Raw genomic sequence first — 12178 nt, 5'->3', positions numbered from 1 at the left:
CGGTGCGGTGCGGCCACTTTCGCGCCGATGATGGTCGGGAAGGCATAGCCGCAGTTGCCAAAGCTCATCGCCGCAAAGAAGCTGCGCGGCTTTTCAAAGCGCAGATAGCTGTTCGCCACCGAGTTGATGTTGCCGATGTCGGTCGACACCATCACGTCTTCCGGCATGGCTTTTTCCAGCTCGCGCAAGACCTGGCGCGGGTGCAGGTAATTGCCCGGCTCTTTCTTCTGCTCTTCAATCATGTCCAGGCTGTACGCATCCTTCTCGTGCGTCCAGTTCGTCAATTCCTCTTCCCACGCGGCCTTCTCTGCCTGCACGGTGGCATAGCGTTCTTCGCGCGTGGCGTCGCAATCGAGCGTCTTGCCGTCCAGGCGGGCAATAATCGCTTTGGCGGCCGCCTTGGCGTCGCCGCAGATGCCGACCGAAATTTTCTTGACCAAACCGAGCATCTTGTTGTCGGCATCGATCTGGATGATTTTCGCGTTTTTCGGCCAGTAATCCATGCCGTGCTGCGGCAAGGTGCCGAACGGTCCCAGGCGCGAACCGAGGGCGACGACGACGTCGGCCTTGGAGATCAGTTTCATGGCCGCCTTGGAACCCTGGTAGCCGAGCGGGCCGCACCACAGCGGATGGCTGGCAGGGAAGGAGTCGTTATGCAGGTAGCTGTTGACGACGGGTGCGCCCAGGCGTTCGGCCAGCGCCTTGCATTCTTCAATCGCTTCGCCCATGACGACGCCGCCGCCCGAGATAATCACGGGGAACTTGGCTTTCGCCAGCAATTCCGCCGCATCGTTGAGGCTTTGTTCGCCGCCCGCGCCACGGTCCAGGCGGTTCGGTTTCGGGATTTCCGCCTTGATTTCACCATAGAAATAGTCGCGCGGAATGTTCAGTTGCGTCGGGCCCATTTCCGACATGGCGCGGTCAAAACAGCGGCCCGTGAATTCCGCCATGCGGGCCGGATTCGTCACATGACCCTGGTACTTCGTGAATTCCTCGAACATCGGCAGCTGGTTTGCTTCCTGGAAACCGCCCAGGCCCATGCTCATCGTGCCCGTCTCCGGCGTGATGATGACCACCGGCGTGTGCGCCCAGTAGGCGGCGGCGATGGCGGTCACGCAATTGCTGATGCCGGGGCCGTTCTGGCCGATGACCACGCCATGGCGGCCCGAGACGCGGGCATAGCCGTCGGCCATGTGGCCGGCGCCCTGCTCGTGCACGACGGGAATCAAACGGATGCCGGCCGGGGCAAAGATATCCATCGGGTCCATGAAGGCCGAGCCCATGATGCCGAACATGTCGGTCACGCCATTGGCGGCCAGGGTTTCCACGAACGCTTCGGAAGGCGTCATCTTTTGCGGTCCGGTGGGGATGGCCGCTGCGGCTGCGGCTTTTTGCTCGGTCATGTCATTCATCGGTGTCTCCTGGTCTGTGGTGATTGAAGCTGTTGAAATTATCAACTAATTTATTAAAAATCGGTATATTTTGTTCCGAAATTTGATATACAATTCAATTTAAGCGTTCAGCAATCAAAAGTCAAACAGATTTTCAAGGAAACGGTACAATTTGAGTTCGAAAATGAAATAAGCTGAAGTAACACTCATAGCTACCCAACCGAGGCCACCATGGACATGATTTCATCCCCAAAACTTGAGCCGGAAAAACTGGAAGGCGACACGCCCACGATGCGTTTGTTTGCCTTGCTGGAAGTGATTGCCGAAAAAGACCAGTTGCTGTCGCTGCAAGCGCTGGTGGAAGAAACGGGGCTGCCCAAGCCGACCCTGCACCGCATGCTGCAACAACTGGAAAGCGTGGGCGTGCTGCAGCGCGAAAGCGATGGCCGCCACTACAGCACGGGTGTGCGCCTGCGCCGCCTCGCATCGAACCTGCTGATTAACAACACTTTCCATGGCGCCCGCCGCATGGTCTTGCGCCAGCTGGTCGAGGAAGTGGGCGAAAGCTGCAACCTGACGGCCTTCAGCGGCAGCGAAGTGGTGTACCTGGACCGCGTGGAAACGGCGGCCCCGCTGCGCTTCTACCTGCACCCCGGTTCGCGCGTGCCGGCCCACTGCTCGTCCAGCGGCAAGCTGTTCCTGGCGCAAATGACGCCCGTGCAACGGCGCCGCCTGCTGGGCCACATGGAATTGACGCGCTTTACGAACAAGACGGAAACGGACCCCGTCAAGCTGGAACGCGAACTGGAATTGGTGCGCCGCAACGGCTATGCGTTGGACGATGAAGAATTCCTGCCCGGCCTCCTGTGCGTGGCCGTGCTGGTGCCGAACCCGAACGGCCGCTCGAACCTGGCCGTGGCCATCCAGGCGCCCATCATCCGTTTAACGCACGACAAAGCTTTACATTTCTTGCCAGCATTGCAACGCGCCGCGCAAGCCCTGGCCGCCATCGAATCGGAAACCATGCCGACGACGGGCGGGGACGACGACGCATTGCAAGCCGGTCACTCATAACCGCCGTAGCGACCATGCTGCGGTTTCACAGGAGAACAAGGTGCCAGATTCACGCCAACATCCCCCCGCCGCAGCGGCGCAAACCTTGCAGTCCGTGCGCAGCCTGTTCAATATCGACAGCGACCTGCGCGTGCCCGTCTTCACGGAGCGCGACCCGCACGTGCCCGACATCGATCCCGCCTACCGCTTCAACCAGGACGTGACCCTGGCCATCCTGGCCGGCTTCACCCACAACCGCCGCGTGATGGTGCAGGGCTTGCACGGCACGGGCAAGTCCACGCATATCGAGCAGGTGGCGGCGCGCCTGAACTGGCCTTGCGTGCGGGTCAACCTGGACGGCCACATCAGCCGCCTGGACCTGGTCGGCAAGGACGCCATCGTGCTGCGCGAACAGCAGCAGGTGACGGAATTCCAGGAAGGCATCGTGCCCTGGTCGCTGCAACGCCCCGTGGCCCTGATCTTCGACGAGTACGACGCGGGCCGCCCCGACGTGATGTTCGTCATCCAGCGCATCCTCGAGCGCGACGGCAAGTTCACCCTGCTCGACCAGAACCGCGTCATCACGCCGCATCCCCACTTCCGCCTGTTCGCCACGTCGAACACGGTAGGACTCGGCAACCTGAACGGCATGTACCACGGCACGCAGGTGCTCAATCACGCGCAGATCGACCGCTGGAATATCGTTGCTACCCTGAACTATTTGCCGCAGGCGGAAGAAACGGAGATCGTGCTGGCCCGTGTTCCCGCCATGAACGACGAGGCGGGCCGCCAACTGGCAGCCGCCATGGTGGCCGTGGCCAGCCTCACGCGCCACGGTTATGCGGCGGGCGACCTGGCCTGCCTGATGTCGCCGCGCACGGTGATTACCTGGGCCGAGAATTGCCAGATCTTCCGCGACCCGGCCCTGGCCTTCCGCCTGTCCTTCCTCAACAAATGCGACGAGGCCGAGCGGCCCATGGTGGCCGAGTATTACCAGCGCTGTTTCAATGAAGAATTGCTGGCGAGCCAGGCATGAACGCCGAAGCGACCGCGCCTGCCGCCTACACCCGAGCGCAGCAGGAAACGGACGAGTTGTGCGCGGGCGCCATCCGCGCGCTGAGCGGCGTTGCCGCCATCCGCTACCGTGGCCGGCGCCTGCACGACGGCCACCGCCCCGTGCCCATCCACGCAGCCCATCTGCAGCCCGATGCGGCGCTGCAGGATTTGCCCTCGCTGCGCGGCGCGGCAGACAGCGTGGCCCTGCGCCTGCTGCACACGGACGCCGCCCTGCACAAGTCCCTCTGCCCGCCCGAGCCCGTGGCGCGCCTCGTGTTCGAATTGCTGGAACAGTTAAGGGTGGAAACGCTTGCGCCAGAACACCACGCTGGCGTCATCGGCAACCTGCGCCACCGTTTTACGGCATGGTCGCATGCGTTCTACGATTCCGGCCTGGCCGAGGGCGCCTCGGGCTTGCTGTTGTACACGGTATTCCAGATGTGCTGGTCGCGCCTGACGGCGCGGCCCGTGCTGGAAAAGACGGAAGATTTCATCGAAGCGACACGCTGGTCCATCTCTTCACAATTGAGCGGCGACCTGGCCGGATTGCGCCGCCACCGCATGGACCAGGCGGCCTTTGCGCGCCACTCTCTGGCCATCGCCCACGCCGTCGATGCCATGTTGCAAGACGCGCAAACGGCGCGCGACGGCAGCCAGGACGAGTCCGGCGACGCCAAGGCGCAGGCGGCCTTCAAGCTGCTGCTCGATTTTGACAGCGAGAATGACCATCTGCCCGATGCCGCACCGCTGGGCGAGAGCCGCGCCTTCAGCGACGGCGATGGCGCCTACCGGATTTACAGCACGGCATACGACCGCGAAGAAAAAGCGGGCGAGCTGGTGCGCCGCGCCCTGCTGCTCGAATACCGCGAACGCATGGATGCGCGCATCGCCAGCCTGGGCATCAACACGGCCCGCCTGGCGCGGCGTTTCACGCAACTGCTGGCCATACCCGAGCGCGACGGCTGGTCGTTCGGCGAGGAAGAGGGAACTATCGATGGCCGGCGCCTGGCGCAGCTGATCAGCTCGCCGTCCGAACGCAGGCTATTCCGCAAGGAACAGTTCCTGCCGCAGGCCGATTGCCTCGTCACCTTTCTCGTCGACTGCTCCGGCTCCATGAAAACGCATGCGGAATCCGTGGCCGTGCTGCTCGACATTCTGCTGCGCGCGCTGGACCAGGCCGGGATCAGCACGGAGTTGCTGGGCTTTACGACGGGCGCGTGGAACGGGGGACGTGTCAGGCGCGACTGGATGCGCGCCCGTTCGCCCGCCAACCCGGGCCGTCTGAATGAACTTGTGCACATGGTCTTCAAGGATGGCGATACGAGCTGGCGCCGCGCGCGGCCCGACATCGCGGCCCTGCTGAAAGCGGACCTGTACCGCGAAGGCGTCGATGGCGAAGCCGTGGACTGGGCGTGCACCCGCATGCTGGCGCGCCCGGAACGGCGGCGCATCCTGCTCGTCGTGTCCGACGGTTGTCCGATGGATACGGCCACGAATCTGGCCAACGACGAGTTTTACCTGGCGCAACACTTGAAGCAAGTGGTGGCGCGCCGCGAAGCGCAGGGCGCCGTGGAAATCTGCGGGCTGGGCCTGGGCCTGGACCTGGGCGCCTACTACAGCCGCAGCCTGGCCACCACCCTGCCCGCCTCGCTGAACAATGAACTGTTCAGCGAAATCGCCCAGCTGCTCGCCGGACGCGGGAAGCGCTGATCACACCATGGACTTGCGGCGGCGCGTCATCACGCCGGCCAGCGCCAGGCCCGTCAGCAGCATCACATACGTTTCCGGTTCCGGCACGGCGCTGATGTATTCATACGTCACTGCCACGCGGCCGGAAGCGGCCGTCTGGAATTGGGTCAGCAAATTACCGGAACCGCTGCCCGTCGAGGAACCGATGGCGTTCAGGCCCAGCTGGATCAAGCCACCGCCGGCCGAGGAAAACAGGGCAAAGTCGCTGGCACTGCCGCTCGTGTAGGAGTTGGCGCCCGTGCTGAACCGGGGTCCTGTATTGGCACCCGAGGTGCCTGCAAAGTCGATGCTGCCATCGAAGGCGCTCAGGGCGAACGTCTGCGTGAACAGTGGGTTAGCCACCAGCAAGGTGGAATTGTCGGGACGGTACAAGGTCAGCAGCGACGCCAGGCTCAGGGTCACGTCGGAGGCGCTGGCATCGAGACTTTCCGCCTTGCCGCTGCCCTGTACGGCGCCTTCCAGGTGGAACTTGATCGAGGTCAAGGTACCCAGGTTGCTGTCGAACTTGCCCAATCCCAGGGTGTCGGCCCAGTTGGTGGCGCCCAGCGCGCGGTCGGCGCTGAAGGTGATGGTCTGGGTGGCCGCCTGGGCGGAAGACATGGCGCCAAAGCCAACCATGGCGGCTGCGGCCAGTGCGATCAGGGATTTTTGCATTGAGGACTCCAATTCATTCAAAGAGGAAGAGTGGATCAGCCAGTGATTCACTCAGGAAACGCGAGGGAACTCCCTCGCGCCACAGCCCGGCCATTCAGCGCTCCAGGCAATCCATTGTAATAAATGAAAGAATCGCAATATACTCAGTTTGTTGCAATTTTAAAAATAAGTGTTGTTATTTTGATTTCCCCGGAAACGATCAAACAGCCGGCCGAATGAAGCGCCGCACCTTTGCTGGCGCCTCAATCGACACAGTAACGCACGGCATGCGCTTCCATCGGCAAGGGAATTTCCCAGTTCCACAGCATCGACTGCAGCTTCTTGTTACTGAGCGACGTATCGCGCTGGCCATTGCGCCGCAATAACTCCTTGCGTGGCTGCTCCAGGTACACGAGTTCCACCTGCGCGTGGTATTTATACAGCAGGTTGAGCGTCTTTTCGCGCATCAGTTTTGACAGATGCGTGGCATTCCACACGAACGGTTCGCCCTTGCGCAGCAGTTCGCGCGCCCGCTCTTCCGCATAGTCGCCCACCTGCCCTTCGTTCTTGCCGTGCTTCAAGCCCAAGGCCGTCCGCGCATCGTCGAAGGACACGACGGGCAAGCGCGGATGGTGCTTCTCCACCCACGTATTCTTGCCCGAAGCAGGCAAGCCCGACATCACGATCACGTGCGAACCCGGCTCCTGGAACAGGGAATAATCGGGATGCGCCTCGGCGCCGCGAAAATATTTGACGCGCGTGTGATCGTCGACAAAGGCCTTGCGCTGACCGTAGCAACCCTCCTCGCGCGCCAGTTCGCGGAACAGCTCGATGGCGTCGAGTATGCGCTGCGGATCGGGACAGATCCGTCCACGAATATCGGCTTCGGCCAGCATGGCCAGCAAGCGGATATCGACCTGCCACGACAGTTCGCGCACGGTAAATTCCGGCGTGACGCCGCGCCGCGACGTTTCCAGTGCAAAGAAGGGCACTTGATGTACGTTAATCAGGCGGCAGATTTCCTCGCGCGCGGCAAACGGCACGTCGCAATCCCACAAGGCGATGCGCGCATCGAGGGCGCCCTTGCGCGAGTGGCCGGGCTGGCCGATGGCGCCCGTCACCGGGTCGATCACCGTGGTGCTGCACTTGGCCACGTCGTGCAGCAAGGCGGCGAGGAACACGATTTCCTGTTCCGCCCGCGCCGCTTGCTGGTAATCGGGCATGGCCAGCAGGGATTCCACCACCATCATCGTATGCGTCCACACATCGCCTTCCGCGTGATACACGGGGTTTTGCGGCGTCGTTTTCGCCAGTTCCAGCTGCGGGAAGGCGGCCAGGCAGGCATTGAAATCGGGCGACTGGCCCGCTGGCGGCACCAGTTGTTGTAACTGTTTCCAGTTCATCTTGTATTCCTTGAAAAGGTTGCCAGTTCATCCAGCGACTGGCAGGTGTGCAAGCCCAGGCTTTCCCACGTCACCAGCGGCTGCGGCGCGTACAGGTCCACGCCTTCGGCCAGCTGGTTCGGGATCAAGGGCCGCGTGCTGTGGTGCGAACCGCTGTCGAGGATGGTTTGCGTAAAGTCATGGCGTACCAGCTTGTAGCGGGCCAGCACTTGCTCGTCGTCTTCCACTTTCAGGTACAGGCCTTCCGCGTGGTCGGACTTGTCCGTCTGCTTCCAGCACAGGTCCAGCGGCAGGCGTTCGCGCGCCACCGCGGTTTCAAAAGCGTCGCGCCACAGTTGGGACTTGGCCAGCGAATGGCGCAGCAACTGCCACAACTGTTTGGGCGACGAGGGCATCTTGCCCGCATACAGCACGGGGACGGAGAGCACGGGCGAGCCGGCCAGCATGGCGTGGCGACGCGCCGTCGACAAAAACATCCGGGTGCGGCGGCAATACACGTCGAACTCGTTGAAGTAATGGGGCAAGCGGTCGTAAAACACGGAATGCTTGCTGTACGACCATTCGCCGAACAGCACAAATTGGTCTTCCAGCAGATGCAGCAAAGCGTGTTCATGCGCATGCGTCCACGGTTTCAACAGGTTGAACTGGCGTTCGCTGCCGCCGCCCGCCAGGTAATGGCCGCGCGACTGCAGCAGCACCTCACCCGCATCGCTGAACGACACGGCAGAGTTGGCGCCATCGATTTTTTCCTCGATGACGACGTACTGGCCGGCCAGCTTTTTCAGGGGCATCTGGTCGGAACCGTCGTCGCCGTCCTGCAGGCGCGAGCCTTCCAGGTGCGGCGTGCGCGGGTATTTGAATAAGGGTAAAGATTGTAAAAACATAGCGTCCCACGCCGCGTTCACCGGGGCGTGTCCATACAGGGTCAGGTGTGCTGACGACGTGTTCGGGCGTGGACGATCGAGACTAGCGTCTCGGATACGTGTGCGGAGGGAGCAGTGCCGCTGCAATCGGGGGCGTCAACGCGCCGAACGATGCTGCAGAGAGCATTTCGTCAGCGTTAGCAGGTGATGGCGAAGAAGCGAGGCACTTTTGGCTCCAATAAGGAAGAGGTTCGAGAAAGAACGGCGAATATAAAGGCTGTTTGATTATTTTGCAAGTGGCTCCGCGTATCGTGCGCACGCTTGTGCCCACCCTCGCTTTGCAAGCGGCACAAAGTTTGCTAAGCTGGCGGCACTTCCTGTCGCTGCTGCGTGGAAAACAAACATGGCCCTTGCAAAAGGGCCGTGCATTCGTTATTTCCGGAGCAGAATCGTGTTTCCCCTATCCAGATTACAAAAAGCCCTGCGCCGCCAGGGCATCGCTGTCGCCTATGCCGACGGCATTTATACACTCAGCAATCCGCACGCGCAGGCGTCCGTGCTGCTGCCCCACAACTTTCCGCTCGAGGAAAAAGCCGTGCGCCAGCTGATGGAGTTTGCCGCCGTCAGCGTGCCAGGCCAGGATGGCCACGTGTGCAAGGCATGCGCCACGCCCGACTTCCACCCGGGCAGCATCGCGCCCGTGGGCAGCATCGTCGCCACCAGTGCCGACATGGTGATTCCCGCCATCCCCGGCACGGACATCGCCTGCGGCATGCGCCTGATCACGACGGGCCTGAGCCTGGCGCAGTTCGAGGTGCGCAAGCCGCAGCTGCTCGGCAAGCTCAAGCACGTGCTGCTGGAAGACGGCCGCAACGTGCCGCTGCGCTCGAAAGCGTTTGCCGCCCTGTTCGACGTGGGGCCGGAAGCGTTCATCGACAGCCTGCACAATGAGGGCTTGTGGCCCCGCGTCGACAAGCAACGCCTGCTGCGCGAGCTCGACGATTGCATCGCCCTGCGCGAACTGGGCGGCGGCTTGCGCCATGCGCCCGAAGCGCTGGTCGGCACGCGCGAAGTGATACGCGACCCCAGCCTGGGCACCACGGGATCGGGCAACCATTTCGTGGAAATCCAGCTGGTCGATGCCGTCATGGACCGCCATGCCGCGTACCGGCACGGGCTGGTGCCTGGCGAAGTGGTCGTCATGATCCACAGCGGCAGCCGCGACGTGGGCTTTTTTGTCGGCAGCCGCTGGATGGACCGCGCCAAAGAGGCCTGGCCGAAAGGCGTGCGCCACCCGCAGTCCGGCCTGTACGGCTTGACGGGCGAACTGGCCGGCGACTACATGGACGCCATGGGCGTCGCATCGCGCTATGCCTGGGTCAACCGCATGGTCCTGGCCGAGCTGGTGCGCGACAGCCTGTCGCAGGTGTATGCGCACGATACCTCTCGCCTGGTGGTGGACGTGCCCCACAACGTCATCCTGCGCGAGCACGGCATGAACATCCACCGCAAGGGTGCCACGCCGGCGCGCGAAGGCGACCTGGCGCTGATCCCCGGCTCCATGGGCGATTACTCCTATGTGGCAACGGGCATGGGCAATCCTGACTGGCTGTGGTCGTGCTCGCATGGCGCGGGGCGCAGCATCCGTCGCCAGGCCATGCGCGCCATGCGGCCCACGTTGGGCGGCGACGAGATGGCGTTCCAGTGCGTGACTTTGCGCGAAGAACGCCGCGTCGAGGAAGCGCCGATGGCGTATAAAAAGATCGGTCCCGTCATCGCCGCGCAGGAGGAAGCTGGCTTGCTGCAATCGGTGGCGCGCTTGAAGCCCCTGCTGACGTTCAAGGCCTGAGCAATTGCGGCACGGCGGCCGCCATCAATGAGATACCGATGGCGGTCAGCACGGCAAACGCGATCCGGCGCATGCCGCGCTGGGCGATCGGTGGCGGATAGCGCTTGCCGGCCATCGTGGCCAGCACGCCAACGGGCAAGGCCAGCGCGCACAGCAGCAAGACTTTCGCGTCGAGCTGGCCCTGGCTGCCCGCCATCAGCGAGCGTCCGCCCGCGCTGATGGCGAACAAAAAGATCAGGCTGTAGCGGATGGTTTTCAAACTCATTTCCTGGCGATAAAACTGGTACACGAGCGGCGGTCCCGCCAGCGAAAACAGGCCCGAGAACAGGCCGCCGCACACGCCGCTAATAAAAAAGCTGCGCCTGTCCGCCGCGCCCGGTCCCGGCGGCGCCTGCAGCAGGATGCTGACGCCGCCATACACGATGGCCGCGCCCAGCAACAGTTTCAGCAGGGGCGCATACGCCTGGTCCAGGTATCCCAGTAACAGCACGCCGGCCGCCATGGCCGGCAGCAAGCCGATGCTGGCGGCGCGGATGGCGCGCCAATCCAGGTGGTGCAAGGCGCCCGGCAAGGCCACCAGGCAATTCGCCAAGGACAACAAACTGACGAGGGCCGCCAGCGCGGGCACGGGCGCCAGGCCCAGGCCGCTGGCCACGCCCATGACGATCATGCCCAGGCCAAAACCCGTGACGGTCTGAAAATACGTGCCCGCCGCAACCACGCCCAGCAGCGCCAGCACCGGCAAGCTGAACAGGAAGTCAGCGTCCACCCTGGGCCTGCACGGACGTGACGGCAATCACGTTGTACACGTCAATCGCGCTGCAACCGCGCGACAGATCGTTGGCGGGCTTCTTCAAGCCTTGCAGCAGGGGGCCGATGGCGACGGCGCCGCCCATGCGTTCGGCCAGCTTGTAGCCGATATTGCCCGCGTCGAGGTTCGGGAACACCAGCACGTTCGCGCGGCCGTTGACGACGGAATCCTTGACTTTTCTCTGCGAAATCTCGGCCACGATGGCCGCGTCGAGCTGCACGTCGCCATCGATGGCCAGCAGCGGACGCTGGGCCTTGACCCGGTCTGTTGCCGCATGCACCTTGTCGACGGCCGCGTGGTGGGCGCTGCCGCTGGTGGAAAACGACAGCATGGCCACGCGCGGTTCTTCCATCAGCAAGGCTTGCGCGCTGTCGGCGGCCGCCATGGCGATGTCGGCCAGTTCCTCGGCTTTCGGATCGACCACTAAAGCGCAATCGGAAAAGATAAAACCGCCCTTGAGGCTATGGAAAGGTTCGCACAGCATCATCAGGAAAAAGCTCGACACCAGCTTGAAGGCCGGATCGACGCCGATGATCTGGATGGCGCTGCGCACTACGTCGGCCGTCGTGTGCACGGCTCCCGCCACGCAGCCGTCCGCGTCGCCCAGGCGCACCATCAGGTTGGCGTAGCAAAGGGGATCCTGCACGGCGATCCTCGCCCGCTCCACCGTCATGCCCTTGGCTTGGCGCAGCACAAACAATTGCTGGGCATAGTGTTCCGACTCGCTGGACTCTGCCGGGTCGATCAGGCGCACGCTATCCAGGTCCAGCGCATGTTCGCGCGCCAGGGCCAGGATGGCGGCCGGCTTGCCGACGATGGTGATATTCGCCAGGCCTTCGCTTGCCGCCCGCGCGGCCGCCTGCAGCACGCGCACGTCGTCGCCCTCGCACAACACGATGTTCTTCGGTACGGCGCGGGCTTGCTCGATGATGCGGTGCAGGGCTTTCATGGCGACTCCAATTCGGTAAAAAAGTGCCGGAACCACGCAAGCATGAAGATGGTTCCGGCACATAAAACCCGGCAAGCCGGGGTCATACAAGGATCGGTCAGGGTGGTGTCGGATTACGCCGGGCTTGCGCCTGGCTAATCCGACCTACACAGTCGCGTAGGTTGGGTAGGTTGGATTAGCCCAGAGGGCGTAATCCAACAACACCAGCAAATCAGACGTAGTCTTTATATTTATCCAGGTGACGCACGGGTTTGCTCAGCGCATCGCGGCGGAACGGGTCGCCCAGCTCGCGCGTGCACATGATTTCGATGATGGTGGTCTTGCCCTCATTCATCTGCATGTCGATCGCCTTTTTCAAGGCCGGGCCCACGTCTTCCAGCTTGTCGACCGTGATGCCTTCGGCGCCCATGGCGCGCGCGAT

At 62.9% G+C, this 12178-nt stretch carries 10 protein-coding genes and 1 pseudogene; 4 read left to right on the top strand and 7 right to left on the bottom strand.

The features are described from left to right. On the bottom strand, positions 1-1403 hold a 1403-nt coding region (gene xsc, locus BLT98_RS28480; protein ID WP_092613746.1), incomplete at its 3' end, for a sulfoacetaldehyde acetyltransferase. A gap of 219 nt (positions 1404-1622) precedes the next feature. Between xsc and BLT98_RS28475 the strand changes: the two genes are divergently transcribed. From BLT98_RS28475 to BLT98_RS28465, 3 genes are read left to right on the top strand one after another with little or no spacing between them, the layout of a single operon-like run. Next, entirely contained in the window at positions 1623-2465 is an 843-nt protein-coding gene (locus BLT98_RS28475; RefSeq protein WP_092613744.1) for an IclR family transcriptional regulator, read from the top strand. A 40-nt stretch (positions 2466-2505) separates the two neighbouring features. After that, a complete protein-coding gene (locus tag BLT98_RS28470; RefSeq protein WP_244517775.1) occupies positions 2506-3480 on the top strand; it encodes an AAA family ATPase in 975 nt (324 codons plus the stop codon). Continuing rightward, positions 3477-5210: a cobaltochelatase CobT-related protein gene (locus tag BLT98_RS28465; protein ID WP_092613740.1), complete on the top strand. Its 1734-nt coding sequence runs from the start codon at positions 3477-3479 to the stop codon at positions 5208-5210. Before BLT98_RS28470 ends, BLT98_RS28465 begins: the two co-directional genes overlap by 4 nt. On the opposite strand, the gene BLT98_RS29380 is transcribed toward BLT98_RS28465, so the two are convergent. The 3 genes from BLT98_RS29380 to BLT98_RS28450 form a co-directional block, all read right to left on the bottom strand. After that, entirely contained in the window at positions 5211-5903 is a 693-nt protein-coding gene (locus tag BLT98_RS29380) for a choice-of-anchor E domain-containing protein (protein ID WP_092613738.1), read from the bottom strand. A gap of 242 nt (positions 5904-6145) precedes the next feature. Continuing rightward, on the bottom strand, positions 6146-7285 hold the full coding sequence (locus BLT98_RS28455; protein ID WP_092613736.1) for an AAA family ATPase: 1140 nt from the start codon (positions 7283-7285) through the stop codon (positions 6146-6148). Beyond that, positions 7282-8169 carry an RNA ligase family protein gene (locus tag BLT98_RS28450; RefSeq protein WP_092613734.1) on the bottom strand — a complete coding sequence of 296 codons (888 nt, stop codon included), beginning with the start codon at positions 8167-8169 and terminating at the stop codon, positions 7282-7284. Before BLT98_RS28450 ends, BLT98_RS28455 begins: the two co-directional genes overlap by 4 nt. Before the next feature lie 430 nt (positions 8170-8599). Between BLT98_RS28450 and BLT98_RS28445 the strand changes: the two genes are divergently transcribed. Further along, the gene (locus BLT98_RS28445; protein ID WP_170846523.1) at positions 8600-9997 is read left to right on the top strand and encodes an RtcB family protein; all 1398 of its coding nucleotides are present in this window, start codon (positions 8600-8602) and stop codon (positions 9995-9997) included. On the opposite strand, the gene BLT98_RS28440 is transcribed toward BLT98_RS28445, so the two are convergent. The 3 genes and pseudogenes from BLT98_RS28440 to BLT98_RS28430 form a co-directional block, all read right to left on the bottom strand. Next, positions 9987-10766, bottom strand: coding sequence for a sulfite exporter TauE/SafE family protein (locus BLT98_RS28440; protein WP_092613730.1), 780 nt, complete (start codon positions 10764-10766; stop codon positions 9987-9989). The two genes, BLT98_RS28445 and BLT98_RS28440, sit on opposite strands and share 11 nt — an antisense overlap. After that, the gene (gene pta / locus BLT98_RS28435; RefSeq protein WP_092613728.1) at positions 10756-11757 is read right to left on the bottom strand and encodes a phosphate acetyltransferase; all 1002 of its coding nucleotides are present in this window, start codon (positions 11755-11757) and stop codon (positions 10756-10758) included. The genes BLT98_RS28440 and pta overlap by 11 nt, the downstream gene beginning before the upstream one ends. A gap of 211 nt (positions 11758-11968) precedes the next feature. Continuing rightward, positions 11969-12178, bottom strand: a pseudogene (locus BLT98_RS28430) (sulfoacetaldehyde acetyltransferase); the annotation flags it as partial.

This window comes from Janthinobacterium sp. YR213, from assembly GCF_900099875.1.
In the GTDB taxonomy this organism is placed as follows: domain Bacteria; phylum Pseudomonadota; class Gammaproteobacteria; order Burkholderiales; family Burkholderiaceae_D; genus Janthinobacterium; species Janthinobacterium lividum.
Note: the sequence above shows the minus strand (reverse complement) of the source record. Positions and strands in the feature narration are given on the sequence as shown.

Bases quoted from the DNA above. Each gene is read 5' to 3' on its own strand.
- BLT98_RS28465 (WP_092613740.1), top strand. From the start codon at position 3,477: ATGAACGCCGAAGCGACCGCGCCTGCCGCCTACACCCGAGCGCAGCAG.
- BLT98_RS28455 (WP_092613736.1), bottom strand. From the start codon at position 7,285: ATGAACTGGAAACAGTTACAACAACTGGTGCCGCCAGCGGGCCAGTCG.
- BLT98_RS28450 (WP_092613734.1), bottom strand. From the start codon at position 8,169: ATGTTTTTACAATCTTTACCCTTATTCAAATACCCGCGCACGCCGCAC.
- BLT98_RS28475 (WP_092613744.1), top strand. From the start codon at position 1,623: ATGGACATGATTTCATCCCCAAAACTTGAGCCGGAAAAACTGGAAGGC.
- pta (WP_092613728.1), bottom strand. From the start codon at position 11,757: ATGAAAGCCCTGCACCGCATCATCGAGCAAGCCCGCGCCGTACCGAAG.
- BLT98_RS29380 (WP_092613738.1), bottom strand. From the start codon at position 5,903: ATGCAAAAATCCCTGATCGCACTGGCCGCAGCCGCCATGGTTGGCTTT.